The organism is Pseudomonas sp. 5.2 (genome assembly GCF_059025405.1).
The window spans coordinates 107,545-133,835 of record NZ_JBYBHH010000014.1 but is presented as its reverse complement, the minus strand read 5'-3'; the positions used below and the strand labels follow the sequence as shown (position 1 = coordinate 133,835).

The window sequence follows — 26,291 nt, the reverse complement described above, 5'->3', positions numbered from 1 at the left end:
CGACCATGAGCAATGCCGCCCTGGCCACCGCGCCACTCGCCCTTGAACTCGACATCCACCCGGTTGCCGGCCGTATCGGCGCCGAGATCCGCGGGTTGAAGCTGTCTGCCGACCTGGATGCCGCCACGATCGATGCCATACAGGCGGCCTTGGTCGAGCACAAAGTGATCTTCTTCCGTGGCCAGACCCACCTGGACGACCAGAGCCAGGAAGGCTTCGCCAAGTTGCTGGGCGAACCGGTCGCCCACCCCACCGTGCCGGTGGTCGATGGCACCAGCTACCTGCTCCAGCTCGATGGTGCCGAAGGCCAGCGGGCCAACTCCTGGCACACAGACGTGACCTTCGTCGATGCCTACCCTAAGGCGTCCATCCTGCGCAGCGTGGTGGCGCCGGCGTCTGGTGGGGATACCGTGTGGGCCAACACCGCAGCGGCGTACCAGGAGCTGCCCGAGCCACTGCGCGAGCTGGCCGACAAGTTGTGGGCGGTGCACAGCAACGAATACGACTACGCGTCCCTCAAGCCTGACGTCGACCCGGCCAAGCTGGAGCGTTATCGCCAGGTGTTCACCTCGACGGTGTACGAGACCGAGCATCCGGTCGTGCGCGTGCACCCGGTCAGCGGTGAGCGGGCGCTGCAGTTGGGGCACTTCGTGAAGCGCATCAAGGGCTATTCGCTGGCCGATTCGCAGCACCTGTTTGCCGTGCTGCAGGGGCATGTCACGCGCTTGGAAAATACCGTGCGCTGGCGCTGGCAAGCGGGGGATGTGGCGATCTGGGATAACCGCGCGACGCAGCATTATGCGGTGGATGACTATGGCACCCAGCCGCGTGTGGTTCGGCGGGTGACGTTGGCGGGTGAGGTGCCGGTGGGGGTGGATGGGCAACTGAGCCGCACAACCCGTAAAGGCTAAGTACTGCCCAGTCTGTGGGAGCAGCCTTGTGCTGCGAAGAGGCCGGAGCTGCCAGGCTCATTACGTTTGGCATGCGCCGGCCTCTTCGCAGCACAAGGCTGCTCCTACACACAGCGGGCGATAGGGTTGTTCATAGGTCGGTATCACAGGCAATCAACTGCCTGACCAACCCCTGCGCCAACGGCGACAACCCATACCCCACCCGGCTCACCACCCCATAGCGGGTATAAAACGCTTCTTCGTGCTCCGGCGCCAAGTCCGAAAGCTTCAGCGCCACCAGCCCCCCGTCACGTTGATACGGCCGCAGGTTGGCATTGCAGGCAATGCCGATGGTGTCCGAATGCATCACCACATTCAGCAACGCATAGCCATGTTCGCATTCCACCGAGGGCAGAAAGTCCTGCCGCCCGCTGAGGTCGCTGAGGACCTTGCGGATGTTCGGCGGGCGAAAGGTGGTAGCCAGTGGGTACTCGAACAGGTCCCGCGCCTGCACTGCCTGCCGCGTGGTCAGCGGGTGACCAGCGCGGCAGCAGAAGTGCCAGCGCTGCGGGGCCAGCTTGTGCACGCGGTAATCCGGGTCTGACTCGAACTGGCGCGTGTCGGCGACGAAAAACTCGATCTCTTCGGCGATCAGCTTGCGGTTCAACGCCTGCCAGTTATCCACCTGAAAACACGTGCGCGCCGCTGGGTATTCGGCGACGAAGCGCGCCACTGCCCGTGGCACCAAGCCCCCCGCTGGCGCAGGGCCGGAACCGAAGCGCACCACGCCCGTGGTGGCGCCGTTGAACTGGTGGATTTCATTGACCAGGTTGTGCGCCCCGTGTACCAGCCGCCGTGAATGCTCCAACACCAGCAAACCCTGGCGGGTGGGGGCCAGCTCTTTGCTGGCGCGGTCCACCAGGCGGCAGCCGATGTTGTGCTCGAGGGTCTGGATGCTGCGGCTGAAGGCCGATTGCGACAGGTTCACCGCAGCGGCCGCGGCCACGAAACTGCGGTGCTCGACCAGGGCAATGTAATGGCGCAGCTGACGGAGATCGATATGCATTTTCTACATTAAAACCTTCGGTCAAATGCAATTGCTGATAAGGGTGAGTCCCCTTATAAAGGCTGTTACTTATTCCACTAAATATGAATTACAAATATTTATATCACTTAAAAGAATATAAGCCCGACTGACCGCGATTCGGTTCCGCCAACGGAAATGCTCGCTCAGGGCCCATGCCTCAAGGAGCATCAGCATGTCCCGAGTTTCCCGTTGGCCTGCGCGCGCATCGCGGTTCACCCTGCAACCCTTGGCCGCTGGCGTGTTGCTGGCGGCATCCACTGGCAGCTTTGCCGAAGCGCCTGTCAGCACAGCCCCTGCCGTGGAGCAGGAGGCCAAGCTTGGCACCGTTACCGTCAACGCCCGCCGTCGTGAAGAAACCGCACAGAGCGTGCCCACGCCGATCAGCGTGCTGAACAGCGAAACCCTGGAAACCCAGCGCATCTACCGCGTGCAGGACCTGCAACAACTGGTGCCCAGCACCAACGTCGCCTATGTGCATGCCCGTCAATCGAGCATCTCGATCCGTGGCCTGGGCAACAACCCGGCCAGCGATGGCCTGGAAGGCAGCGTCGGCATCTACCTGGACAACGTCTACCTCGGTCGCCCCGGCATGGCGGTGTTCGACCTGCTGGATGTCGAGCAACTGGAGGTGCTGCGCGGCCCGCAAGGCACGCTGTTCGGCAAGAACACCACCGCCGGTGTGCTCAACATCACCACGCGCAAGCCGACCTTCCACCGCGAGGGCAGCGTTCAGCAGTCGATTGGCGAAGATGGCTACCTGCAGACCCAGGGCAGCTTTTCCGGGCCGATCAGCGACACCCTGGCCGGGCGCATCAGTGCCTACCGCACCGAAGACGATGGCTACGTGAAAAACATCCACAACGGTGACGACCTCAACGGCGGCAAGCGCCAGGGCTTTCGTACCCAATTGCTGTTCAAGCCCAGCGAAACCTTCAACCTGCGCTGGATCGGCGAGTACAACGAAGAAGATTCCAACAACGGCATCCTCAGCTTGTACAGCACCGGCCCGACCATCAACGGCGTCAACCGCTACGAGAGCCTGGCAGCGCAGGCCGGCGCGACGCTGGTGTCGGGCAAGGACCGCAAGGTCAATTTCGATGCCGATCAGCAGGTGACGGTGTTCCAGGGTGGCACTTCGGTCGAGGCCAACTGGACCTTGCCCAACGACTTCACCCTCACCTCGATCACCGCCTACCGCTGGTGGGACTTTACCCCGCGCAACGACGATGGCCTCAACGTGCCGGTGTTCTACAGCGCTGGTGTGTCGGTGCGCGACAAGCAGTATTCGCAGGAGATTCGCCTGGCTTCGCCGACCGGTGGTGCCTTCGACTACGTGCTGGGCGCGTACTACTTCAAGCAGGACCTGGACAATAAGTCCTTCACCTATTACGGCCCTCAGGCAGACATCTGGAACATCACCCCGGCGGGCGCCCTGAACAACGTCAACACCCTCGGTGATGGCCACATCGACACCGACAGCTATGCCCTGTTCGCCCAGGGCACCTGGCACCTTACCGACCGCCTGGACTTCACCGCCGGTGTGCGCGGCACTTACGAGGAGAAAAGCGCCTGGGTGACCCGTGATGCGCCTACGGGGGGCGCGGCGGTCACCGGCGCCGCAGCGGCGGCGCGCCAGGGTCGGGTGGGGGCCTACGACTCGGGGGATCTCAACCAGTACAGCTTCAGCCCCTCTGGCCTGCTGGGCCTGAGTTACCGCTTCAACGACCAGGTACTGGGTTATGCCACCCTGACCCATGGCGAGAAATCCGGGGGTATCAACCTTACCGTCGGCGCCGCGCCGCGCTTGGGCACTGACTCGCTGCTGGTCGGCACCGAGCGGGTCAACAACGCCGAAATCGGGGTCAAGAGCACGCTGCTGGATGATCGCCTGCAGCTCAACGCCAACCTGTTCTGGGCCGAAGTGCATGGCTACCAGGCCAACGTGTATGACGAGGCCAACCGCGTGCAGTACCTGGCCAACGCGGGGCGTGTGCGTTCGCGTGGCCTGGAGTTCGAGGCCACGGCACTGCCGGTGCGCGGCCTCACGGTCAACTTCAACGGCTCGTGGAACGACGTGCGCTACACCCAGTACGACGATGCGCCATGCCCGCCCGAAGTTAGCCTGGCCAATGCCACCGCCACCTGCGACCTGTCGGGCCATCAGGTGGTCGGTGCCTCCAAGTACATCGCCAACCTCAACGCCCAGTACAAGTGGCAGCTGGCCGAGCGCGTCGAGCCCTACGTCACCGCCAGCTACGCCTTCCGTTCCAAGGCGGTGGGCACCATCGACGACTCTGATTTCGGCCAGATCCCCAGCTATGCGCTGGTCAACCTCTCCACCGGCGTGCGCCTGGACCAGGGCGACGGCGTGCTCGACCTGTCGCTGTGGGTGAAAAACGCCGGCGACAAGACCTACTTCACCAGCTTGTGGAACTCCGCCAACGGTGGCTATGCCGGGGTACTCGGCACCCCTCGCACCTTCGGCGCTACCGCCCGTTACGACTTCTGAGCACAAGGAGCTTTGCCATGAATGCTAAAACCGAAACCCCTGCATTGCCTGAAGGCGCCTGCCTCACAGCCAAGGTCCCCGGGCCTGATGAGGCGCTGTTGGGCGACGTGGTGGTCAACCCGTACCGCCTGGCACCGCTGACAGCCATCATCCGCGATGGCGGGCGTACGCTGAGTGCGGCCCATGTGCGCGTGCTGGGCCGCGGCGAGCGGGGCGTAGACATCGCCTACGAGGTGTCGGACCGCTCGCTGTGGACCTATGGCGGCATCCCGGTGTTCGGGCTGTACCCTGACTACGTCAACCAGGTCGAAGTGACCTACAAGCTCGATGGCGAGCGCATCCGCGAGCGTTATCAGGTCTATGCGCCGGCAGTGCGCCTGCCGGTGGTGGCGAAGCAGACTGCGGCGTTGCCAGAGGTCGAACCCATCAAGGTAGCGCCCGGCTTCGAAAACCGTCTTTACCTGTTCAACCACCTGCAGGGGGATATCCCGGGCGGCCGCGCCTTCAAGTGGAATGCCCTGGGCGGTGCTGCCGAGTGGGATCAAGTGGGCAACAACTGGATCGCCGACAGTAATGGCGACGTGCGCTGGTACCTGGATATCGAGCAGATTCACGATTCCAACCGCCGGGACGGCCTGGGCGGCACCATGGGCTTCCAGCAAACCCGTGACGGCAAGTTGATCTGGGGCCAGGGCCAGACTTATTCCAAGTACGACTTGCTTGGCCGGCGCATCTGGCAACGCAGCTTGCCGGACAAGTTTGCCGACTTCTCCCACGAAATCCGTGAGACCGCCAATGGCACTTACCTGTTGCGGGTGGGTACCAGCGACTATCGCCGGCCAGACGGCAAGCGCGTGCGCTCGATCCGTGACCACATCATCGAGGTGAGCGAAGCGGGTGATGTGTTGGACTTCTGGGACCTGAACCAGATCCTCGACCCGTACCGCGGCGACCTGCTGGAAACCCTTGGCAAGGCGGCGATCCAATTACCCGACGGCGTGCAAAAGCACGAAGACCGGCTGGCCAACGAACTGGCCGAAGGCGACCTGCCGTTCGGTGACACCCCAGGCGTTGGCACCGGGCGCAACTGGGCGCACGTCAATGCCATCGACTACGACGCAGATGACGACAGCATCATCGTTTCAGCACGCCATCAAGGCGTGGTGAAGATCGGCCGTGACAAAACCGTGAAGTGGATTCTCGCCTCGCCACAGGGGTGGCCGCAGCGCTTGCAGGACAAGGTGCTGACGCCGGTGCAGAGCGAAGGCTTCGATTGGTCCTGGACCCAGCACACCGCCTGGCTCACGGGCAAAGGCACGTTGACCGTGTTCGACAACGGCTGGGGGCGCGATTTTGCCCCGACCAAGCTGGCCGGCAATTACAGCCGCGCGGTGGAGTACAAGATCGACGAGGCCAAGGGCACGGTCGAGCAGGTGTGGGAGTACGGCAAAGCGCGCGGTGACGAATGGTACAGCCCGGTGACCTCGGTGGTGGCCTACCGGCCCGAGACCGATACCCAGTTCATCTATTCGGCCTCGGTGAATTTCCTCACCCCAGAGAAGCTGACTACCACCGTGCTCAATGAGGTGCGCCGCGGGACGCAGGAGGTGCTGGTGGAGCTGAAGGTGCACAGCCGGCAGCCGGGCAGTGTCGGGTATCGGGCGTTGGTGATAGACCTGGGCAAGGCGTTCTGAGGTTTGATCGTTTCTTGATCAAGGGGTGTGGCTTTCATGCGCCAGCCTTGGATTTTGAGGTGGGGCGCAAATCGAGCGCCGCCCGCGCGGCGCTTCGCGGGGCAAGTCGGACCGCCGCACCGCCGCTCCCACATCTGTTTCGGGCCAGTGAGACCTGTGGCATTTGCGCGCGACCACCTTGTTTGTACGACGCGATATTGAGACGGGCGCCAAGGGGCCGCGCGCCAATCCTTCGGGATAACTGGCCCGAAACAGATGTGGGAGCGGGCTTGCCCCGCGAAGCGCCGCGCGGGCGGCGCTCGATCTCATAGGCGCTGAAAATCTCACGCCAAACACTCCCCCTTTCACATTTCTTTCAGCCCGATCGTCTACCCTGTACCGGCCCTTTTGCGGGCGATTTCGGATAGGCTGTTCAACCATTCGTTCTTTTTTTCGAACAGCCTATTGTCCTACACCCCAGCAGCCGCTTAGCATTCGTTTGAGATTTCAAACGCTCGATGCCCTGCTTTGGGCGCTTTTCAACAATCAACAATTCGGGAAGCCGACATGCAGCTCAAAGACGCTCAGTTGTTCCGCCAGCAAGCCTATATCAATGGTGAGTGGCTGGATGCGGACAATGGCCAGACCATCAAGGTGACCAACCCGGCCACCGGCGAAGTCATCGGTACCGTGCCGAAGATGGGCACCGCGGAAACCCGCCGCGCCATCGAAGCCGCCGACAAGGCCCTGCCGGCCTGGCGCGCCCTGACCGCCAAAGAGCGTTCGGCCAAGCTGCGTCGCTGGTTCGAACTGATGATCGAGAACCAGGACGACCTGGCTCGCCTGATGACCACCGAGCAAGGCAAGCCACTGGCCGAAGCCAAAGGCGAAATCGCCTACGCCGCCTCGTTCATCGAGTGGTTCGCCGAAGAAGCCAAGCGCGTCTACGGTGACACCATCCCAGGCCACCAGCCTGACAAGCGCCTGATCGTCATCAAGCAGCCAATCGGCGTTACCGCGGCCATCACCCCGTGGAACTTCCCGGCGGCCATGATCACCCGTAAAGCCGGCCCCGCCCTGGCCGCTGGCTGCACCATGGTGCTCAAGCCTGCTTCGCAGACCCCGTACTCCGCGCTGGCCCTGGTCGAGCTGGCTCACCGTGCCGGCATCCCGGCTGGTGTGCTGAGCGTCGTCACCGGCAGCGCTGGCGAAGTCGGCGGCGAGCTGACTGGCAACTCCCTGGTTCGCAAACTGTCCTTCACCGGCTCGACCGAAATCGGTCGCCAGCTGATGCAAGAATGCGCCAAGGACATCAAGAAGGTTTCCCTGGAGCTGGGCGGCAACGCGCCGTTCATCGTGTTCGACGACGCTGACCTGGACAAGGCAGTCGAAGGCGCGATCATCTCCAAGTACCGCAACAACGGCCAGACCTGCGTCTGCGCCAACCGTATCTACGTGCAGGACGGCGTCTACGACGCGTTCGCCGAGAAGCTGGCTGCTGCAGTGGCCAAGCTGAAAATCGGTAACGGTCTGGAAGACGGCACCACCACTGGCCCGCTGATCGACGGCAAAGCTGTCGCCAAGGTTCAGGAACACATCGAAGACGCGGTCGCCAAAGGCGCCAAGGTGCTGGCCGGTGGCAAGCTGATCGAAGGCAACTTCTTCGAGCCGACCATTCTGGTCAACGTGCCGAAGACCGCTGCTGTCGCCAAGGAAGAGACCTTCGGCCCACTGGCGCCGCTGTTCCGCTTCCAGGACGAAGCCGAAGTCATCGCCATGTCCAACGACACCGAGTTCGGCCTGGCTTCGTACTTCTACGCCCGCGACATGAGCCGTGTGTTCCGTGTTGCCGAAGCGCTGGAATACGGCATGGTTGGCATCAACACCGGCCTGATTTCCAACGAAGTCGCACCGTTTGGCGGTATCAAGGCTTCGGGCCTGGGCCGCGAAGGTTCCAAATACGGTATCGAGGATTACCTCGAAATCAAATACCTGTGCATCAGCGTCTGATCACCGGTTAAAAGGCTTTACCTCTGCCAGCGGGGCGCGAGAGCGACGTCTCGCTGGCCTTTTTTACATGCAGTACCTGGTGGCCAGGGCGTTCACGGCAGTCGATCAACGAATACTGTGCGCGAGCACTCCCAGCCACCCCCGAATAAAAGCGCCATTCTGATCGGCGCAATGAGGGCATTATGAGCAAGACCAACGAATCCTTGATGCAACGCCGTGTAGCCGCCGTCCCACGTGGCGTCGGCCAAATCCACCCGATCTTCGTAGACACCGCGAAGAACTCGACGGTGATCGACGTTGAAGGCCGCGAACTGATCGACTTCGCGGGCGGCATCGCAGTACTGAACACCGGCCACCTGCACCCGAAAGTGGTTGCAGCCGTGCAAGAGCAGCTGACCAAAGTCAGCCACACCTGCTTCCAGGTGCTGGCCTACGAACCCTACGTAGAGCTGTGCGAAAAGATCAACAAGCTGGTCCCAGGCGACTTCGACAAGAAGACCCTGCTGGTCACCACCGGCTCCGAAGCCGTTGAAAACGCCGTCAAGATCGCCCGTGCCGCCACTGGCCGCGCTGGCGTGATCGCCTTCACCGGCGCCTACCACGGCCGTACCATGATGACCCTGGGCCTGACCGGCAAGGTCGTGCCGTACTCCGCTGGCATGGGCCTGATGCCAGGCGGCATCTTCCGCGCACTGTTCCCGAACGAACTGCACGGTGTGAGCGTCGACGACGCCATCGCCTCGGTTGAGCGCATCTTCAAGAACGATGCCGAGCCTAAGGACATCGCCGCGATCATCCTCGAGCCCGTACAAGGCGAAGGCGGCTTCCTGCCAGCGCCGAAAGAGCTGATGCAGCGCCTGCGCGCCCTGTGCGACCAGCACGGCATCCTGCTGATCGCCGACGAAGTGCAGACCGGCGCTGGCCGTACTGGCACCTTCTTCGCCATGGAACAGATGGGCGTCGCGCCTGACCTGACCACCTTCGCCAAATCCATCGCTGGCGGCTTCCCGCTGGCCGGTGTGTGCGGCAAGGCCGAGTACATGGACGCCATCGCACCAGGCGGCCTGGGCGGCACCTACGCCGGTTCGCCGATCGCTTGCGCCGCGGCCCTGGCCGTGATCGAAGTGTTCGAAGAAGAAAAACTGCTGGACCGCAGCAAGGCTGTTGGTGAGCACCTGGTGACTGGCCTGCGCAAGATCCAGGAAAAGAACCCGATCATCGGTGACATCCGTGGTCTGGGCTCGATGATTGCTGTCGAAGTCTTCGAGAAAGGCACTCACACCCCGAACGCTGCTGCTGTTGGCCAGGTTGTTGCCAAGGCACGCGACAAGGGTCTGATCCTGCTGTCTTGCGGCACCTACGGCAACGTCCTGCGTATTCTGGTCCCGCTGACCGCCGAAGACGCACTGTTGGACAAAGGCCTGGCGATCATCGAAGAGTGCTTCGCCGAACTCGCCTAATGTGACACGCTTCAGAAAAAACCCGCCTCGGCGGGTTTTTTTTGTGCCCAGAAAACGCGATGGACGCTATCGTTGACGCAGGACTTGCCTTGGAAGCTGCGACGGATTGCGTGTCAGGGATATTCAGGAGTTGGCCATGAGCGCTGTAGACCCCACCCCACCTTGCGTACTGATTGTCGAGGGCGACCCGTGGGTGCGTGACATGCTCAAGGAGATGCTGCTCAGCGTGCGTTGCGACGCCCGTCTGCAGGTCTGCGCCGACGGCTCGCAGGCGCTGAGTGCGCTGTCGAGCAAGCCCGACCTGATCATCGCTGCGCGTGAGCTGGCCGGCGTCGATGGCCTCGACCTGCTGCGCAAGGTCCGCGCCAAAGGCCCGGGGTTGCCGTTCATTCTCATGAGCAGCCGCAGCGACAGTGCCAGCGTGCGCGAAGCGTTGCCCCTGCACCCCACCGCTTACCTGAGCAAGCCCCTGAACCTGGATAACCTGCGCAAGCGCCTGGAAGAACTCCTGCTGGCCGTTGGCGAAGAAATCGCCTGCCCGGTGCCGCCTTTGCAGCCGGGTGCCAGCCTGACCGGTTACCTCGAGCAGCGCCGCGCGACTGCCGATGGCGGGCCGCTGCTGGCCGATGTGCAGGTGGCGATCAAGCGCGCGCTGAACCCTCAGGGCCTGAACCTCAAGGTGCTTGAAGAGGAAGTGCGCAACGACCCGCAGGTTACCGCGGTGCTGATCGCCGCCGCTAACAGCGCCGCCCTGCACCGCGACGCGCCCGTGCAAACGTTGCTGCAGGCGTTGAACAAGCTTGGCAGCACCCAGAGCATGAACCTCATCCTGGGCATGACCCTCAAGCGCAGCGCACGGCTGAGCGATCCCTTGCTGGCGCAGCACGCGGCGCACTTCTGGAACCTCTCGCTGCACTGCGCTGAATACGGCCGCAGCCTGGCGCGTATGTTGGAGCTGGATGAAGGGCGTTGTTACTGTGCCGGGCTGTTGCATTGCCTGGGCGACCTGGCGGTGCTGCGCTGCCTGCAAGAGTGGCGCCTGGCCGGCGGTGAGTTGGACGAGGGCACGGTCCGCAAGTCGCTCGATGAATACGGCGCGGCATTCGGTTCGGCGCTGCGCACGCGCTGGCGCTTGCCACTGGCACTGCGTGAATTGATTGCGGCCATTTACCAACTGGGCGGTGGTGTGTATTCGCGGGAGATCCTGGCGATGAACCTGGCCGGGCAATTGTCACGGCTGCCGGCTGAGCATGGGTTGGAGCAGGTTGCCAGTAACAAGACTGCACGGCTGCTCAAGCTCGGCTTGGCGGAGCTGGGCCGGTTGCGCAAGGTTGAGAACCCAGAGGTGAAGCCGCAGCGTGAAGAATTACCTGTCGGTGAGAGCGGCGCTGATACCTGACATCTTGGGACCGCTTTGCGGTCCTTTCGCGACACAAGGCCGCTCCCACAGCGATAGCATAATGCCCGAGTTTTGTGCTGCATCTGGTGGGAGCGGCCTTGTGTCGCGAAAGGGGCGCAACGCGCCCCCGCTCCCTATCCGCGCACGATCTGATTCTTCCCCTGCCGCTTGGCCCGATACATCGCCGCATCGGCGCGGGCGAACAGGCTGTCCAGCGACTCATCCTCATCCGTCAACGCCGTCAGCCCCTGGCTCACGGTCACCCCGTAGACGTGCTCGTCGTGGCTGAAGCTCAGCCGTTGGATCTCTCGCTGCAAACGCTCGGCGATCTGCTCGGCCACTTGTGCATTACAGCCTGGGAACACGGCCGCAAACTCCTCGCCACCAATACGTCCAAACTGGTCCCCTCGGCGTAGCACGGCTTTGCCGCTGTCGGCGATGCGCTGCAGCACCTGGTCGCCTTCCTGGTGCCCGTAGCTGTCGTTGATCTGTTTGAAATCGTCGATGTCCAGCAGCAGGAAGGCCAGTGGCGTGCCGTCCTCGCGGGCGCTGTCGAAGGCCTGCTGGGCACATTCGAAGAAGTGCCGGCGGTTGCTGCTCTGGGTCAGCACGTCGGTGGTGGCCAGGCGATGCAGTTCGCCTTCGAGTTGCTTCTTTTCGGTGATGTCTTCGGCGATACCGACAACGATGACCCGCTGTTCGCCCTCGCGGTGCTGGTTGATGTAGCACTTGTCACTCAGCCAGCGCACCTGGCCTTCGGCATTGAGGATGCGGTATTCGCGGTCTTCCACCGAGCCTTTGAGCAGCACTTGGGCCAGGCTGCGCTCGGCGTACTCCAGGTCGTCGGGGTAGATGCTGTCGCGCCACTCGTTGTAGTCGGCCAGCACCAGGCTGATCGGGCGGCCAAAGATACGTTCGTACGCCGGGCTGACGTAGAGCACCTGGCGAGCTTCCCAGTCAAAGGCCCAGAGTACGGCATTGACGCTGTCCAGCAACGAACTGAAGAGTTGTTCGCGTTCACTCAGGCGGGCGACTTCGCCTTGGGCGTGCAGCAGGGCCAGCAAGGTCTTGGCGGCTTCTGGAGGTGGGGTGCCGGGCAGGGAAGTTGGAATGTTCTTGGCCATGTGCACGAGCGAGTCTCGACAAGTGAGCGTGCGGCCAGCATCAGGCCCGCCACGCGGGCGATGTGCCGAGTTGGAGTGGTGGGCAGGGGGGGAAGTTCCAGGCGGCACGCCCTGCCAGCAGGGCGTGCCGATCAACGGCGGTCAGGCGCCAGTTGGGCGCAGGGAGTAGGTTTTAAGTTGTGCGGCGAAGTCGTGCAGGGCATGGATGCCGCTGGCTTCGGCCTCGTGCACCCAGTCCTTCATGGCCGCGAGCATGTCGTGGCCATTGGCGCTGGTGCGTGCCCAGATTTGCTGCAGGGCCAGGCGTTTTTCGTAAATGACCTTGAGGGCCTGGCTATGCGCGAGCAGCGTCTCGATGCGCACGTGGTGGCGGTCTTCCAGCAGGCTGGTCTCCCGCGACAGCAGGCGCTTGGCGCGGCGGAAACGGTGGCGCATCGACGCGTCGACCTTGGCCAGCTCTTGCTGCACCAGCGGGCCGATCACCAGCTTGCGGTACTGGGCCATGATCTGGAAGCGATTGTTGAGGATCGCCATGGCAGTGTCCATGTCCAGGTTGGCCTTGCCTTCGACCCTGTGGGCGATCGGCGCCACGCGCTGCACCTTGGCCAGGCGCAGGAAGCAGAACAGGCGTATCCAGGCCCAGCCCATGTCGAATTCCCAGCGTTTTACCGACAGCTTGGCCGAGTTGGGGTAGGTGTGGTGGTTGTTGTGCAGCTCTTCGCCACCGATGACGATGCCCCACGGCACCAGGTTGGTGGCGGCGTCCCGGCATTCGAAATTGCGGTAGCCGACGGCATGGCCCAGGCCATTGACCACGCCAGCGGCCCAGAACGGAATCCACATCATCTGCACGGCCCAGATGGTGATGCCAAGAGTGCCGAACAGCAGCAAGTCGATCACCGCCAGCAGGGCAATGCCGCCTAGCTTGTACCGCGAGTAGAGGTTGCGCTCGATCCAGTCGTCCGGGCAGTTCTTGCCGTAGATGCGCAGGGTTTCGGGGTTGCGTGCCTCTTCGCGGTAGAGCTCGGCGCCTTTGCGCAGGACCGTGCTCAAACCCTTGTGCACCGGGCTGTGCGGGTCGTCCGGGGTTTCGCACTTGGCGTGGTGCTTGCGGTGGACGGCGGTCCACTCGCGGGTGTTCTGCGCCGTGGTCAGCCACAGCCAGAAACGGAAGAAATGCTTGAGCGCGCCGTTGAGCTCCAAGGCCCGGTGCGCGGAGTAGCGATGCAGGTAAACCGTGACGCTGACGATGGTCACATGGGTCATCAACAAAGTGATGCCGACCAGTTGCCAGGCCGACAAGTCGAGCAGGCCGTTGTACCACATAGGTGTTAAAACCCTCGAGAACACAGGGGAAGGGTCTGATTATCCCTTGGCAGGGAAATAAAACCAGTCACCCTTTCAGATAGGACGTCACGATATGTTTCACCCTTTATAATGCGCGCTCTTCGTTCATGGGCCATTCCACCCGACATGTCTGTTTCCGTTCGCGACGCCTTGCGCATGGCTGCGCTCTATGTGGTGCTGTCGATCCTCTGGCTGGTGCTGGCGGAGATGCTCCTGCATGGTATGACTGACGACCCGCTGGCACTGACGGTGGGGCGGCAGATCAATGTGGTGATCTGGGTCTTGTTCAGCGCGGTGCTGATTTTCGTGTCGCGGGCACGCCTGCTCAATTTCATTGGCATTGGCGCGCGCCTGCGCTGTGAGGACCGCGAGCGGCTGCGCATGGCGGCGGCGGTGTTCGACAGTACCCTCGAAGGGGTGCTGGTGACCGACCGCCAAGGCCTGATCGTGCACGTCAACCGCGCCTTCATGCGTATTACCGGTTACCAGCAGGACGAGGTCATTGGCCAGCGCCCGAACAAGTTCAAGTCGGGCCGCCATGGGGCGTCGTTCTATCAGCAGATCTTTGCCACCCTGGCCGAAAAGGGCGAATGGAGCGGCGAGATCTGGAACCGCCGCAAAAGCGGCGAGATCTACCCGCAATGGCAGACGATCTGCGCCATACGCGATGACGCTGGTGAGCTAAGCCATTACGTGGCGGTTTTCAGCGACATCAGTGCGATCAAACATACCGAGCAGGAACTGGCCTACCTGGCCCATCACGACCCGCTGACCGGTCTGCCCAACCGCCTGCTGTTCACCGACCGCGTCGAGCAGGCGCTGGTGACGGCGCAAGCCAACAAACGCGGTTGCGGTTTGCTGCTGCTCGACCTGGACCATTTCCAGAGCATCAACGACGGCCTTGGCCACACCATCGGCGATCAGTTGCTCAAGCTGGTGGGCGAGCGCCTGGGCGAGGTGGTGGGCAATGGGGTGACCCTGGCGCGGCTGGGGGGGGACGAGTTCGGTGTTCTGGCCGAGAACTGCCAGCAGGTCGGCCAGGCGGGCAAGCTGGCACAACGCATCATCGAGCGTATGCGCGAGCCGTTCGTGTTTGATGGCCATCGCCTGTTCATCAGTGTCAGCGTCGGCATCAGCCTGTTCCCCAGCGATGCGCTGGGCACCGAGCAGTTGCTGCGCAATGCCGACGCGGCACTGTTCAAGGCCAAGAGCAGCGGGCGCGCCTGTTATGCGCTGTACACCGAAGAGCTGACCGCGCACGCCCAGCACCGGGTGGAAACCGCGGGCGAGCTGCGCCGTGCCTTGGAGCAGGATGAACTGCGGGTGTACTTCCAGCCGGTGCATGACCTGGCCACGGCCGAGCGGGTGGGGGTCGAGACCCTGGTGCGCTGGGCGCATCCTCAGCGTGGCCTGGTGCCGCCGAGCGAGTTCATACCGATCGCCGAGCGCACCGGGTTGATTGCCGAAATCGACACCTGGGTGCTGCGTCAGGCTTGCCTGCAGATGGTGCAGTGGCAGCGCGAAGGCCGGCAGCTGGCGTTCGTCGCGGTGAATATCTCAAGCCGTCTGTTTGGCCAGCACGCGTTGTATCGGCAGGTGGCCGAAGTGCTGCACGAAACCGGCCTGGCCCCGGCGATGCTGGAGCTGGAAGTCACCGAGAGTGCGGTGATGGAAGACCCGGAAGTGGCGCTGGAGCAGCTGCATCGGCTGCGTGAACTGGGCGTGACCTTGGCGATCGACGACTTTGGCACGGGGTATTCGTCGTTGCTGCGGCTCAAGCGTTTGCCGGTGCAGAAGCTGAAGATCGATCAGGGCTTTGTCGCGGGCCTGCCTCATGACGATGACGACATCGCGATCGTGCGGGTGATCATTGCCCTGGCCCGCAGCATGGGCATGCAAGTGCATGCCGAGGGCATCGAGCAGCAAGAGCAGGCCAGCTTCCTGCTGCAGGAGCAGTGCCAGTTGGGCCAGGGTTACTGGTTCGGCCGGCCGGTGCCGGCGCAGGACCTAGAGTGGGGGTGATGGCTCAGGGCCGTAGTTTTTCCGTCATGTCGCGGATCACGCCATGGACGATGCGCCTGACCAGCCTGCTTTCACCGGCATGCCAGGCATGGACGTTTTTTTCCAGAAGGTCTCGTGCTGCATCTTCAACGCCCGGTACCAGCTCATCAATGATCTTGTTACCCAGCGGCGGGCGTACGCCAATGGCTTCACCGAGGCTGATGACGCTGGCCCTGGTAATGTCAGCGTGGGTGCGGACGCCTTCTGGCTTCCACACCAGTTCTGCCTCAAGCCAAGGGGCAGCGGATTCGCCGTAAACGGCGGTGCACAAGAGGTCGTAGTGCGGTGCGAGGTAATACGCATCCGGACGCACGAAGAACGACAGGTTTTTCAAGTGGGCATCGTTGTTGCCAACGACAATGTTGAATACCAACCACCTGAATAGCTGAAGCCGCGTCTGGGCCACATTCCGGACCTGCCCGAGAATCTTTCGTAACGTTTCTGCAGTCGCTTGTTGGTACTTGAAGCTTTTGTCGAGCGTGAGCAATTGGCAAGCATCCAGTGCATGCACGCGTTCGAGCCGATCATTCACCCGTGTGCGGTCAAAGCGCTCGATCAGATAGGCTGCCTCGGGTACGCGGCGAACCTTCACATCGGGTACTTGCAGCCCTACCGCTCGTGCAAGACTCATCACGAACCACTCGTTCACTGCGGTCGCGTCATAGAGGTTACGGTCAGGGTGGTCGGGCTTGAGGATATGGGTCGACGGCGTGTTGCCGATCGGTTCGAACAGGGCGTCTTTGTCCATGACAATCGGCAGCTTGTGCTGCGCGCCAGCGAGTGACATACGCTTCGGGGCACCTGTAGTCAGTGCGACTCGGGGCAGGTTGCGAATCCTCTCACTCAACTGAGCGTCCGAGATGGGCTTCAGCCCGCTCGCCTGCTCAAGTTGTGGCTCAGGTAGCAATGTGATTGCACCTGCCGACTCTGAACCGTAGTAGCTGAGCAAGCCAAAAGCGTCCGCGAATTCGAGCTTTGCATCGCTGGCCAGCAATGTGCGTGCTTGCTCTTCGGGCAGCAGATTGTCGAAGAACCATTGGACAGGGCGCTCGGATGATCCATCAACCAGCAAGCCTTTGGCACGAGGCAGTGCGGGCGACAGATCATAGCCGTCGGGTCGGGCTATCCAGGCTGGCGTATATTCCAGGCTCCAGACACCTGCGTTGTCGCTGAGCGTTGCAACGTGGTGGCTGTTGATCAGAATTTGGAGGGCTCTCATTTGTCAGGCACATCCACATAGACCCGTATGCCAAGCTCCTGCATCACTTGCAGGACGCTTGCGAGTGACACACTGCCCTTGCCTCGCTCGATGTCCCTGAGCAGGACGTGGCTTTTGCCGACGATGAGGGCCAGGTCCGATTGGGTTATTGCCTGGTTTTTGCGTACCTCACGTACTGCATTTCCCAAATCGAGAGGTGTCTGGATCTGTTTGAGGGAGCCCATGGGTGTTCAGCCGGTTCGAAAGAATAGTTTCGATTATGGTCGGCGACAGGGAACATTCAAGGAAAACTAAGGTTTTATTTAGTTTTAGGGTATGAGAAGAGATCAGTGCAAAAAAACGAAAGTATTGTTTCGCTAGAACGGTTTAGCGCCTTTATATGGTTTCTATCTCAACGATAATTTAGTTTTCTGCGCGACGTCGAATGGGGCCGCAAAAGGGCCCCAAATAACTCACCGCTTGTTCAACCCCTTCGCCAGCCGATCCCCACCCAGTTGAATCAACGCCACCAACGCCACCAGCATGGCGATCACGGTCAGCATGATCTGGCTGTCGAAGCGCTGGTACCCATACCGATAGGCAATGTCGCCCAGCCCACCGGCGCCAATCGCCCCGGCCATGGCTGACGAGTTGATGAGGGTCACCAGGGTAATGGTGAACCCCCCGACGATGCCGGGCAGCGCCTCGGGCAGCAGTACATGCCAGACGATGTGCCAGCGCCGGCAGCCCATGGCCTGCGCCGCTTCCACCAGGCCGTGGTCCACTTCGCGCAAGCTCACCTCGGCAATCCGGGCAAAGAAGGGGGTGGCGGCGATGGTCAACGGCACCACGGCCGCCCACACGCCATAGGTGGTGCCTACCACCAGGCGGGTGAAGGGGATCAGCGCGACCATCAGGATCAGAAACGGGATCGAGCGGAACAGGTTGACGAACGCGCCCAGCACCCGGTTCAGCAGCGGTGCCTCGAAGATGCCGCCCTTGTCGCTGGTGACCAGCAGCACCGCCATCGGTACACCGACCAACAGCGCGATCAGCGACGACACGCCGACCATCAGCAGGGTGTCGAGCAAGCCTTCAAGCAGGCGATCAAACCACATGGCCCAGTACCTCCACGTCTTCGGCCCAACGGCGGGCACGCTCCAACAATTGGTGGGTGTCGTGTGGCGAATGCTGCACCGACAGGATCAACTGCCCCACGGCATGCTCACCGATGGTTTCAACGCCACCTTGCAGCAGGCGCACGCGGCCGCCGAGGTCGGTGAACAGGGCAGAAAGCTCCGGCTCGCCGAGCAAGGTCAGCTTGAGCACCACGGCGCTGTCGCGGCTCTGCGGGCTGGCCTTGAGGCTGGCCTGCAAAGTCGCGGGCAGCTTGGCCTGCAAGGGCGCGAGCAAGGTCCGCGTCACTTCATGGCGCGGTGTGCCGAATACCCGCCAGACTTCCCCTTGCTCGACCACTTCGCCGCGCTCCAGCACCACTACGCGGTGGCAGATATCGCGGATTACCGCCATTTCATGGGTGATCAGCACAATGGTCAGGCCCAGGCGCTGATTGATGTCACGCAGCAGTTCAAGGATCGAGGCCGTGGTTTCAGGGTCGAGTGCCGAGGTGGCCTCGTCGCACAAGAGAATCTCGGGGTCGTGCACCAGCGCCCGTGCGATGCCGACGCGTTGCTTTTGCCCGCCCGACAACTGCGCGGGGTAGACGTGGTGCTTTTCCTGCAGGCCGACCAGCTCCAGCAGTGCGCGCACCTTGCGCTGGCGCTCGGCCTTGGGCACGCCGGCCACTTTCAGCGGCAGCTCGACGTTCTGCCACACGGTCTTGGCCGACATCAGGTTGAAGTGCTGGAAAATCATGCCGATGCGCCGGCGCAGCGCAACCAAGCGGTCCTCGTCGAAGGGCGCGATGTCCACCTGGTCGATCAGCACGCGGCCCTGGCTGGGTTGTTCCAGGCGGTTGATGGTACGCAGCAGCGACGACTTGCCGGCGCCGCTGCGGCCGATGATGCCGAAGATCTCGCCATGGCGGATGTTCAGGTCGATGCCTTGCAAGGCAGGCTGAGCCTGGCCAGGGTAGGTCTTGCCGAGGCCGATGAAGCGCACGTGGGCTTCGTTGACCTCTGGGCGCAGGGCCTGTTCCTTGGCCGTTGGCGGCAATGGTTGGGGTGTCGGCGCCCTGAGCGCGCTGGCCTGGCTCATGTCAGCCCTCCCAACCGGCCTGGTAGAGGTTGCCGTGGGCTTTGTTCAAGGCCGCGCGCACCGCGGGCGAGTGCTGGTAGATATCGACGAACTTGGCCAGGCGCGGGTCGTCCTTGCTTTGCGGGCGAATGACGAACTGGATCACGTACTCTTTGTTTTCCAGGCCATCGAACAGCAGCGCGGAGGTGGCGTCGAAGCTGTTGGCCAGGCGGATGTAGGCCGGGTAGCCCTGAACCAGGTCGGCGTCATCATAGGCGCGCACCAGTTGCACCGCCTCGACCTGAAGGATTTTAAGGTGCTTGGGGTTGGCGATGATGTCGTCTTCCGTGGCCTTGTAGCCGACCCCAGGTTTAAGCGTGATCAGCCCCGCCTTGGCCAGTAGCTGCAGGCCACGGCCGCTGTTGATCGGGTCGTTGGCGATGGCCACGCTTGCGCCTTCGGGCAGCTCGGCGAAGCTTTTGTACTTTTTCGAGTACAGGCCGACGTTGTTGATGATGCCTGGTGCGTAGGGCACCAGGTTGAAGCCCGCAGCGGCCTTGGCGTTTTCCAGGAACGGGATGTGCTGGAAGTAGTTCACGTCTATGTCGCCGCTGTTGAGGCTGACATTGGGGGCTATCCAGTCGCTGAACTCGATCAGCTTCACGTCCAGGCCTTGCTTGTGGGCTTCTTCCACGGCGGTTTCCAGGGGAATCGCGAAGGCGGAGGTCGTACCGATTTTCAACGGCTCGGCGGCGAAGGCGCTGGCGGACAGGCCAAGGGTGACCGCAATGGCCGCGACGGGCCGGAACAGTTTCTCAAGCATGGTGCAGGGCTCCAGTCGGGGCAGGGGTTTGGGTAAAGCGGTAGCGCGAGCCGGGATGGCTGGCGGGCAGGTGCGGATGGTCGGTATCGAACAACTTCTCGCGCAGGGTGCCCTCGGCGTAGGCGGTCTTGTAGCGGCCACGCTGTTGTAGCTGCGGGATGACCAGGTCGATGAAATCCTCAAAGCTTTCTGGTGTGACGGTGCGGGTCAGGTTGAAGCCGTCCAGCCCGGTTTCGTCGAGCCAGGCGATCAGGGCATCGGCAACCTGTTCAGGCGTGCCGACCAGGGTCACGTAGCGCCCGCCCAGGGCGTGCTGATCAAGCAGGCGGCGGCGGGTCCAGGCGTTTTCCTGCAGCTGGCGCGTGGCCGATTGAATGGCGTTGCCCTTGCTGAAGCCGATCGGCTCGTCCAGCCCATAGGCCGCAAAGTCGATGCCGGTGGAGGCGGCAAAGTGCGCCACGCCGGCCTCGGGGCTGGCATGGCGCAGGTACTCGGCATGCTTGGCTTGGGCCTGTTGCTCAGTGGGGGCGACGATCACCGTGATGCCCATGAACACCTTGACCGCCTGCGGATCGCGGCCCGCCGCCTTGGCGGCCGCGCGCACCTTATCGACCTGGGCGCGGGTGGCGGTTTTGTCCTGGCCGCTGATGAACACGCACTCGGCATGGTTGCCGGCAAAGGCGAGGCCGCGCGGGGAGCTGCCCGCCTGGAACAGCACCGGTGTGCGTTGCGCTGAAGGCTCGCACAGGTGGTAGCCCTCGACGTTGTAGAACTCGCCGTGGTGGCTGACCTTGCGCACTTTGTCGGGCTGGGCGTAGACGCGCTGCTCGCGGTCGGCGACCACGGCATCGTCAGCCCAGCTGCCTTCGAGCAGTTTGTACAGCACCTGCAGGTACTCGTCGGCCTGGTCGTAGCGCCGATCATGCTCGGGTTGCTGCGCCAGGCCCATGGCGCGGGCCGCGCTGTCGAGGTAGCCGGTGACGATGTTCCAGCCGACCCGGCCATTGGTGAGGTGGTCGAGCGTGGAGAGGCGCCGGGCGAACAGGTAAGGCGCCTCATAGGTGAGGTTGGCGGTAAGGCCGAAGCCCAGGTGGCGGGTGACGGCGGCCATCGCCGACACCAACAGCAAGGGGTCGTTGACCGGTAGCTGGATCGACTCCTTGAGCGTCACCTCCAGCGACTGGCCGTAGATGTCGTAGGTGCCGACGATGTCGGCGATGAACAGGCCGTCGAACAAGCCCCGTTCCAGCAGGCGTGCCAGGTCGGTCCAGTATTCAAGCGTCTTGTACTGGGTCGAGGTGTCCCGCGGGTGGGTCCATAGGCCATGGTTGATGTGCCCGATGCAGTTCATGTTGAAGGCATTGAGCAGAATCTGCTTGGCCATCAGATCGTCCCCCGGCGCGGCGGGTTTTCGTTGTTCAGGTAGTAGTTGCCGATGGCGTGGTACTTCCAGCGCACTGGGTCGTGCAGGGTGTGCACGCGGGCGTTGCGCCAGTGGCGGTCGAGGTTGTGCTCGGCGAGGGTGGCCTGGCTGCCGGCCAGTTCGAACAGCGTGGTGCCGGCGGCGAGGGAAATCTCGGTGCTGATGGCGCGTGCTTCGGCCACGGCAATGGAGGCGGCGGCGACGTTGTCGGCGCTGCTGTCTTGCTGGGCGCGGTCGAGGTATTCACCGGCGCGTTCGAGCAGGGCTTCGGTGGCGTGCAGGCGGATCGCCAGTTGGCCGAAGCTTTTCAGGGTCAGGGGGTCTTCGCTGGCCTTGTCCAGGCCCGAGTCGACCCAGGGGCGGCTGCGGGTGCGCACGAAGTGCAGGGCATCTTCGTAGGCGGCGCGGGCGATGCCGGTGTCGATGGCAGCGTGGAGAATCTGTGCCAGTGGGCCGACCGGGGTCGGGCGTTCGAAGGCGCTCTGGAAGGGGACAACGTCTTGCGCGCTGACCCACACGTTGTCGAATACCACCGAACCACTGCCGGTGGTGCGCTGGCCGAAGCCGCTCCAGTCGTCGATCACCTGCAGGCCTTGGCTGTCGGCGGGGACGAAGGCCAATTGTTGCACGCCATCGTCATCGATCACCGAGGTCGGGATGCGCTGGGCGTAAAGGGCACCGGTGGAATAGAACTTGCGGCCATTGATACGGAACCCATCACCGTCGCGGCTCAGGCGGGTGGTGCGGTCGTTGGCGGTCTTGGTGCCCAGTTCGGCCAAGGCATTGCCAAAGCGCCGGCCGGCCAGCACTTCGGCGTACAGGCGTTGCTGTTGTTCAGGGCTGCCGTTTACCCGCAGCACTTCCAGGGCATAGAAGTGGTTTTGCGGGATTTGCCCCAAGGAGCCATCGGCCTGGGCGATGCGGGCGATGACTTTGGCCAGGGTGACGTTGGACACACCGGCGCCGCCGAACGCCTTGGGCACGCTGATGGCCCACAGGCCGGAGCGGGTGAACAGGTCGAGTTCGGCGTGGGGCAGGCGACGCTCGCGGTCGCGCAGGGCGCTGTCGCGGCGCAGTTGCTGGGCGATGTCTTCGGCGATGGCCAGTGCTTGGGTGTCGCTGGTGATGATGTTTGTGGTCATGGTGTTTCTCCGGGGGCCGCTGTGCGGCCCATTCGCGGGGCAAGCCCGCTCCCACAGACACACTGCACTAATCTCAGGTGTGGGAGCGGGCTTGCCCCGCGAATGGGCTGCGCAGCAGCCCCAAAGGCTGCAAATCAGATCCAGGAATGCCGCGCAGGCAGGCTGCCGTTCAGGTGGTAAGCGCCCACCGCGTGGTACTTCCAGCGCACCGGGTCATGTAGGGTGTGCACGCGTGCGTTGCGCCAGTGGCGGTCGAGGTTGAACTCGGCCAGGGTGGCGCGGCTGCCGGCCAGCTCGAACAGCTTTTCGCTGGCCTGCAACGAGACCTCGGTGGTCAGCACCTTGGCCTCGGCCACGGCGATCGAAGCGCGGGCAGCAGAAGCGGCGTCGATGGGTGCGGCATTGACCTCATCGAGCACCCGCGCCGCCTCGCGCAGCAGCGCCTCGGCAGCGTGCAGCTCGAGCTTGAGGCGGCCGATGTCGGCGATCACGTACGGGTCGTCGCTGGCGCGCTCGACCTTGGCGTCGATCCAGGGCCGCGATTTGTCGCGCACAAAGCTGATGGCATCATCGATGGCCGCTTCGGCGATACCGGCGTCGATGGCTGCCTGGATCAACTGCGAAGCCGCGCCCTGGATATTCGGCGTGTCACGCTGGCGCCAGTTGTCGATCACCAGCTCCGCATCGACCGGCACTTGGTCGAGCAGCACGGTGCCGCTGGCGGTGGTGCGTTGGCCGAACCCAGACCAGTCATCGACGATGCGCAGCCCAGGGCTGCCGCGGCGGACGAAGGCCAGGCGCTGGCGGCCTTCGTCGTCCAGCGCCTTGACCGCCACCCAGTGCGCGTACAGGGCGCCCGTGGAGTAGAACTTTTCACCACTGATGCGATAACCGTCGCCTACGCGGGTGATCTTCGCCTTCAGGGTCAGGGTGTCTTTGGTGCCGCGCTCGGGGCCGGCATTGCCGATGCGCCAGCCGTCCAGCACGCTGCGGAAGATCACCGCCTGCTGTGCCTCGGTGGCGGTCAGGCGCAGCAACTGCAGCATGCCGAACTGGTTCTGCGGGATCTGCCCCAGGGCCGGGTCGGCGGCACTGATCAGGCGGAAGACTTCCGCCACGGTTTCGAACGAGACATCGGGGCCGCCATAGGCCTTGGGTACGCTGATGCTGCCCAGGCCGCTGCGGGTGAACTGCTCGATCTCTGCCCACGGCAGTTTGCGTTGCTGGTCGCGGCGTGCGGCCTGCTCACGGGCCACGTCGGCCAGTTCGCGTGCGGCTTGCAGGGCCTCGGCGTCGTTGCGCAGCACCTTGGCTGGCAGCAGCAGGGGCGAGCTGTCGACGTCGCTGTGGAAAAGGGTATTTGGCTGGCTGGACATCAGTACCGCTCCTTGGCTGCACTCAATGCCCTGGCGATACGCACTGGGGTGATTGTGATCCTGACCATTCCTAACCTCACAAAAGTAGATGCGTCGCTTCAGCTGATGGCGACAGACGTTTGCTGGTCCGGTGGTCCGGTGTATATACCCTAATGGCTTATTAAAAGATTATGAACTAACCTTTTGGAATATATATAGAAGTTGAGATTTGCGCAGCAGGTGCCGGCCTCTTCGCGGGCAAGCCCGCGAAGAGGCCAGTACAGGTTTATTCCGAAGCAGCGGTACCCAGGAACTTGCGCAAGAATTGCCGGGTGCGCTCTTCCTTGGGCGCGGCAAACAGCGCCTTGGCTTCACCCTGTTCGACGATCACCCCCTTGTCGAAGAAGATCACCCGGTTCGCCACATCACGGGCAAAACTCATCTCGTGGGTAACGATGATCATGGTGCGCTTTTCTTCGGCCAGGCCGCGGATGGTGGCGAGCACTTCGCCAACCAGCTCCGGGTCGAGCGCCGAGGTCGGTTCGTCAAACAGAATCACCTCAGGCTCCATCGCCAGGGCACGGGCAATCGCTACCCGCTGCTGCTGGCCACCGGAAAGACGCCGCGGGTAGGCGTCTTCCTTGCCCGCCAGGCCCACCTTGGCCATCAGCTTGCGGCCCAAGGCGATCGCCTGGTCGCGGGGCGTCTTCTTGACGATCACCGGGCCCTCAATGACGTTTTCCAGGGCGGTGCGGTGGGGGAACAGGTTGAAGTTCTGGAACACGAAACCGGCCTGCTGACGCAACCGGCGAATCGCGCTCTGCTGCCCACCCAGCGGGCGATTGGCATCGATGCTGATGGCGCCGATCTGGATCTGCCCGGCGTCGGGGGTTTCCAGCAGGTTGAGGCAGCGCAGGAAGGTGGTCTTGCCCGAGCCGCTGGGGCCGATGATGGCGACCACTTCGCCTGGCTGCACGGTCAGGTCGATGCCATTGAGCACGGTCTGGCCCTTGAACTGCTTGGACAGGCCTTTAACTACGATCATGCTCAATGCTCCTGGTCATGCTGGTTGACCCGCGCTTCCATGCGGTTCTGGAAGTGCGCGAGGATACTGCAGAGGATCCAGTAGATAACCGCCACAGCCAGGTACATGGTGAAGACTTCAAAGGTGCGCGCGGTAATCAGCTGGGCCTGGCGGAACAGCTCGGGCACCTGGATGGTCGCCGCCAGGGCGGTGTCCTTGACCAGCGAGATGAAGCTGTTGCCCAGCGGCGGCAAGGCCGTACGCAGGGCTTGCGGCAGGATGGCCCGGCGCATGGCCTGGGTGCGGGTCATGCCGATGCTGGCAGCGGCTTCCCACTGGCCACGGTCGATCGAGGAAATCGCCGCACGCAGGATTTCGCATATGTAAGCTGCCATGTTCAGCGACAGGCCGATCAGCGAGGCCGGGATGGGGTCGAGTTCGATACCGATCTGCGGCATGCCGAAGTAGATCACGAACAGCTGCACCAGCAGCGGCGTGCCCCGGAAGAACGACACGTAGATGCGTGCCAGCCAGTTCAGCGGCAACATCTTCGACAGCCGCATCAGCGCCAGGGCAAACCCCAGCACCAGGCCGAAGAACATGCCACCGACACTGAGCAGCACCGTATAACCCGCGCCCTTCAGCAGGAAGGGCGTGGAATCGACAACGAGTTGCAGGCTTTCAGCGATCATTTAGTGACATCGGCACCGAAGTATTTTTCCGACAGCTTGGCCAGCGTGCCGTCGGCCTTGAGCTTGTCGATGGCCTTGTTGAGGGCCGCCAGCAACTCAGGTTCGCCTTTGCGCAGTGCCACGCCGCTTTCCAGGCGCGAGAAGGCATCGCCGGCAAGCTCGGTGTCCTTGGCTTTTTGCGCGTATTCCAGCGCGGCCAGGCGGTCGATCAGGATCGCGTCGATGCGGCCGTTGCGCAGGTCGGCGAACTTGGTCGGGTCGTCTTCATAGGTGCGGACTTCGGCTTTCGGCACGTCCTGCTTCACCCACTGCTCGTAGTTGGTGCCCAGGCCGACGCCGACTTTCTTGCCTGCCAGGTCCTGTGCAGTCTTGATGTTCAGGTCTGCGGCTTTCTTCTTCAGCACCAACGCCTGGATGCCGGAGACGGTGTAGGGCTCGGAGAAGTCGTACTTTTTCTTGCGCTCTTCGGAGATGGTCACCTGGTTGACCACCACGTCCAGGCGTTTGGACTCCAGCGCTGCAAGGATGCCGTCCCATTTGGTCGGCTGGATCTTGGCCTTGACCCCAAGCTCCTTGGCCAGCAGTTCCGAAAGCTCCACTTCGAAGCCGGCCAGCTTGCCGCTTTCATCCTGGAAGCTGAACGGTGGGTAGGTGCCTTCCAGGCCGACGTTGATCACGCCCTTTTCCTGAATGGTCTTCAATTGCTCGCCGGCGAAGGCCTGGCTGAGCAGGCCGGCACCCAGCAGGATGGCCAGGCTGGCGTTGAGTAGCGGTTTGGCGAATTTCGACATGTCAGGCCCCGCGCTTGGTGTGGAAGTAGTGGGTGGCGACTATAAAGTTGGCCGCTTAGGCCAGGAAATAATAAAAAATTATCTTAT

At 62.9% G+C, this 26,291-nt stretch carries 21 protein-coding genes; 7 read left to right on the top strand and 14 right to left on the bottom strand.

Features of this window, described 5'->3' with window-relative positions:
- The first annotated feature begins 5 nt into the window (after positions 1–5).
- On the top strand, positions 6–911 hold the full coding sequence (locus AC5PZ0_RS20810) for a TauD/TfdA dioxygenase family protein (protein WP_186681832.1): 906 nt from the start codon (positions 6–8) through the stop codon (positions 909–911).
- A 130-nt stretch (positions 912–1,041) separates the two neighbouring features.
- On the opposite strand, the gene AC5PZ0_RS20805 is transcribed toward AC5PZ0_RS20810, so the two are convergent.
- Positions 1,042–1,956, bottom strand: a complete 915-nt coding sequence (locus tag AC5PZ0_RS20805; RefSeq protein WP_493855655.1) for a LysR family transcriptional regulator — start codon at positions 1,954–1,956, stop codon at positions 1,042–1,044.
- A 193-nt stretch (positions 1,957–2,149) separates the two neighbouring features.
- Between AC5PZ0_RS20805 and AC5PZ0_RS20800 the strand changes: the two genes are divergently transcribed.
- The 5 genes from AC5PZ0_RS20800 (at position 2,150) to AC5PZ0_RS20780 (ending at position 11,028) form a co-directional block, all read left to right on the top strand.
- Positions 2,150–4,486, top strand: a complete 2,337-nt coding sequence (locus AC5PZ0_RS20800; protein WP_493855654.1) for a TonB-dependent receptor — start codon at positions 2,150–2,152, stop codon at positions 4,484–4,486.
- 17 nt (positions 4,487–4,503) lie between these two features.
- Positions 4,504–6,180, top strand: a complete 1,677-nt coding sequence (locus tag AC5PZ0_RS20795) for an aryl-sulfate sulfotransferase (protein WP_099428054.1) — start codon at positions 4,504–4,506, stop codon at positions 6,178–6,180.
- 546 nt (positions 6,181–6,726) lie between these two features.
- Positions 6,727–8,169 (top strand): NADP-dependent succinate-semialdehyde dehydrogenase, encoded by a 1,443-nt coding sequence (gabD, locus tag AC5PZ0_RS20790; protein WP_027595154.1) that lies wholly within the window; start codon positions 6,727–6,729, stop codon positions 8,167–8,169.
- Positions 8,170–8,351: 182 nt separating this feature from the next.
- On the top strand, positions 8,352–9,629 hold the full coding sequence (gene gabT / locus AC5PZ0_RS20785) for a 4-aminobutyrate--2-oxoglutarate transaminase (protein WP_027595155.1): 1,278 nt from the start codon (positions 8,352–8,354) through the stop codon (positions 9,627–9,629).
- Positions 9,630–9,765: 136 nt separating this feature from the next.
- Positions 9,766–11,028: an HDOD domain-containing protein gene (locus AC5PZ0_RS20780; protein ID WP_493855653.1), complete on the top strand. Its 1,263-nt coding sequence runs from the start codon at positions 9,766–9,768 to the stop codon at positions 11,026–11,028.
- A 134-nt stretch (positions 11,029–11,162) separates the two neighbouring features.
- On the opposite strand, the gene AC5PZ0_RS20775 is transcribed toward AC5PZ0_RS20780, so the two are convergent.
- Both AC5PZ0_RS20775 and desA read right to left on the bottom strand, forming a co-directional pair.
- Positions 11,163–12,152 carry a GGDEF domain-containing protein gene (locus AC5PZ0_RS20775; protein ID WP_027595157.1) on the bottom strand — a complete coding sequence of 330 codons (990 nt, stop codon included), beginning with the start codon at positions 12,150–12,152 and terminating at the stop codon, positions 11,163–11,165.
- Between the two features lie 141 nt (positions 12,153–12,293).
- Positions 12,294–13,478: a delta-9 fatty acid desaturase DesA gene (gene desA / locus AC5PZ0_RS20770; RefSeq protein WP_027595158.1), complete on the bottom strand. Its 1,185-nt coding sequence runs from the start codon at positions 13,476–13,478 to the stop codon at positions 12,294–12,296.
- A gap of 147 nt (positions 13,479–13,625) precedes the next feature.
- Between desA and dibA the strand changes: the two genes are divergently transcribed.
- The gene (gene dibA / locus AC5PZ0_RS20765) at positions 13,626–15,521 is read left to right on the top strand and encodes a phosphodiesterase DibA (protein ID WP_454242669.1); all 1,896 of its coding nucleotides are present in this window, start codon (positions 13,626–13,628) and stop codon (positions 15,519–15,521) included.
- Between the two features lie 4 nt (positions 15,522–15,525).
- On the opposite strand, the gene AC5PZ0_RS20760 is transcribed toward dibA, so the two are convergent.
- The 11 genes from AC5PZ0_RS20760 to tcyJ all read right to left on the bottom strand — a co-directional run bounded on the left by AC5PZ0_RS20760 (position 15,526) and on the right by tcyJ (position 26,204).
- Positions 15,526–16,779, bottom strand: coding sequence for a HipA domain-containing protein (locus AC5PZ0_RS20760; RefSeq protein ID WP_493855652.1), 1,254 nt, complete (start codon positions 16,777–16,779; stop codon positions 15,526–15,528).
- Positions 16,776–17,003, bottom strand: coding sequence for a helix-turn-helix domain-containing protein (locus AC5PZ0_RS20755; protein WP_033694250.1), 228 nt, complete (start codon positions 17,001–17,003; stop codon positions 16,776–16,778). Before AC5PZ0_RS20755 ends, AC5PZ0_RS20760 begins: the two co-directional genes overlap by 4 nt.
- A 228-nt stretch (positions 17,004–17,231) precedes the next feature.
- Positions 17,232–17,876 carry a methionine ABC transporter permease gene (locus AC5PZ0_RS20750; protein WP_008096606.1) on the bottom strand — a complete coding sequence of 215 codons (645 nt, stop codon included), beginning with the start codon at positions 17,874–17,876 and terminating at the stop codon, positions 17,232–17,234.
- Positions 17,866–18,975, bottom strand: coding sequence for a methionine ABC transporter ATP-binding protein (locus AC5PZ0_RS20745; RefSeq protein ID WP_493855651.1), 1,110 nt, complete (start codon positions 18,973–18,975; stop codon positions 17,866–17,868). Before AC5PZ0_RS20745 ends, AC5PZ0_RS20750 begins: the two co-directional genes overlap by 11 nt.
- 1 nt (position 18,976) lies before the next feature.
- Positions 18,977–19,777: a MetQ/NlpA family ABC transporter substrate-binding protein gene (locus tag AC5PZ0_RS20740; RefSeq protein WP_085273879.1), complete on the bottom strand. Its 801-nt coding sequence runs from the start codon at positions 19,775–19,777 to the stop codon at positions 18,977–18,979.
- Positions 19,770–21,161: an LLM class flavin-dependent oxidoreductase gene (locus AC5PZ0_RS20735; protein ID WP_493855650.1), complete on the bottom strand. Its 1,392-nt coding sequence runs from the start codon at positions 21,159–21,161 to the stop codon at positions 19,770–19,772. The genes AC5PZ0_RS20740 and AC5PZ0_RS20735 overlap by 8 nt, the downstream gene beginning before the upstream one ends.
- Positions 21,161–22,342, bottom strand: a complete 1,182-nt coding sequence (locus tag AC5PZ0_RS20730; RefSeq protein WP_027595165.1) for an SfnB family sulfur acquisition oxidoreductase — start codon at positions 22,340–22,342, stop codon at positions 21,161–21,163. Before AC5PZ0_RS20730 ends, AC5PZ0_RS20735 begins: the two co-directional genes overlap by 1 nt.
- Before the next feature lie 134 nt (positions 22,343–22,476).
- Positions 22,477–23,718, bottom strand: a complete 1,242-nt coding sequence (locus AC5PZ0_RS20725; RefSeq protein WP_493855649.1) for an SfnB family sulfur acquisition oxidoreductase — start codon at positions 23,716–23,718, stop codon at positions 22,477–22,479.
- Positions 23,719–23,983: 265 nt separating this feature from the next.
- Complete coding sequence (gene tcyN / locus AC5PZ0_RS20720; RefSeq protein WP_085273875.1) at positions 23,984–24,742, bottom strand: L-cystine ABC transporter ATP-binding protein TcyN; 759 nt, start codon at positions 24,740–24,742, stop codon at positions 23,984–23,986.
- A 2-nt stretch (positions 24,743–24,744) separates the two neighbouring features.
- Entirely contained in the window at positions 24,745–25,413 is a 669-nt protein-coding gene (tcyL, locus tag AC5PZ0_RS20715; protein WP_027595168.1) for a cystine ABC transporter permease, read from the bottom strand.
- Entirely contained in the window at positions 25,410–26,204 is a 795-nt protein-coding gene (tcyJ, locus tag AC5PZ0_RS20710; RefSeq protein ID WP_493855648.1) for a cystine ABC transporter substrate-binding protein, read from the bottom strand. Before tcyJ ends, tcyL begins: the two co-directional genes overlap by 4 nt.
- Between the last annotated feature and the right edge of the window lie 87 nt (positions 26,205–26,291).

Excerpts from the sequence above, each read along its gene's own strand:
- AC5PZ0_RS20810 (WP_186681832.1), top strand. The coding sequence starts at position 6 with ATGAGCAATGCCGCCCTGGCCACCGCGCCACTCGCCCTTGAACTCGAC.
- AC5PZ0_RS20805 (WP_493855655.1), bottom strand. The coding sequence starts at position 1,956 with ATGCATATCGATCTCCGTCAGCTGCGCCATTACATTGCCCTGGTCGAG.
- AC5PZ0_RS20800 (WP_493855654.1), top strand. The coding sequence starts at position 2,150 with ATGTCCCGAGTTTCCCGTTGGCCTGCGCGCGCATCGCGGTTCACCCTG.
- AC5PZ0_RS20795 (WP_099428054.1), top strand. The coding sequence starts at position 4,504 with ATGAATGCTAAAACCGAAACCCCTGCATTGCCTGAAGGCGCCTGCCTC.
- gabD (WP_027595154.1), top strand. The coding sequence starts at position 6,727 with ATGCAGCTCAAAGACGCTCAGTTGTTCCGCCAGCAAGCCTATATCAAT.
- gabT (WP_027595155.1), top strand. The coding sequence starts at position 8,352 with ATGAGCAAGACCAACGAATCCTTGATGCAACGCCGTGTAGCCGCCGTC.
- AC5PZ0_RS20780 (WP_493855653.1), top strand. The coding sequence starts at position 9,766 with ATGAGCGCTGTAGACCCCACCCCACCTTGCGTACTGATTGTCGAGGGC.
- AC5PZ0_RS20775 (WP_027595157.1), bottom strand. The coding sequence starts at position 12,152 with ATGGCCAAGAACATTCCAACTTCCCTGCCCGGCACCCCACCTCCAGAA.
- desA (WP_027595158.1), bottom strand. The coding sequence starts at position 13,478 with ATGTGGTACAACGGCCTGCTCGACTTGTCGGCCTGGCAACTGGTCGGC.
- dibA (WP_454242669.1), top strand. The coding sequence starts at position 13,626 with ATGTCTGTTTCCGTTCGCGACGCCTTGCGCATGGCTGCGCTCTATGTG.
- AC5PZ0_RS20760 (WP_493855652.1), bottom strand. The coding sequence starts at position 16,779 with ATGAGAGCCCTCCAAATTCTGATCAACAGCCACCACGTTGCAACGCTC.
- AC5PZ0_RS20755 (WP_033694250.1), bottom strand. The coding sequence starts at position 17,003 with ATGGGCTCCCTCAAACAGATCCAGACACCTCTCGATTTGGGAAATGCA.
- AC5PZ0_RS20750 (WP_008096606.1), bottom strand. The coding sequence starts at position 17,876 with ATGTGGTTTGATCGCCTGCTTGAAGGCTTGCTCGACACCCTGCTGATG.
- AC5PZ0_RS20745 (WP_493855651.1), bottom strand. The coding sequence starts at position 18,975 with ATGAGCCAGGCCAGCGCGCTCAGGGCGCCGACACCCCAACCATTGCCG.
- AC5PZ0_RS20740 (WP_085273879.1), bottom strand. The coding sequence starts at position 19,777 with ATGCTTGAGAAACTGTTCCGGCCCGTCGCGGCCATTGCGGTCACCCTT.
- AC5PZ0_RS20735 (WP_493855650.1), bottom strand. The coding sequence starts at position 21,161 with ATGGCCAAGCAGATTCTGCTCAATGCCTTCAACATGAACTGCATCGGG.
- AC5PZ0_RS20730 (WP_027595165.1), bottom strand. The coding sequence starts at position 22,342 with ATGACCACAAACATCATCACCAGCGACACCCAAGCACTGGCCATCGCC.
- AC5PZ0_RS20725 (WP_493855649.1), bottom strand. The coding sequence starts at position 23,718 with ATGTCCAGCCAGCCAAATACCCTTTTCCACAGCGACGTCGACAGCTCG.
- tcyN (WP_085273875.1), bottom strand. The coding sequence starts at position 24,742 with ATGATCGTAGTTAAAGGCCTGTCCAAGCAGTTCAAGGGCCAGACCGTG.
- tcyL (WP_027595168.1), bottom strand. The coding sequence starts at position 25,413 with ATGATCGCTGAAAGCCTGCAACTCGTTGTCGATTCCACGCCCTTCCTG.
- tcyJ (WP_493855648.1), bottom strand. The coding sequence starts at position 26,204 with ATGTCGAAATTCGCCAAACCGCTACTCAACGCCAGCCTGGCCATCCTG.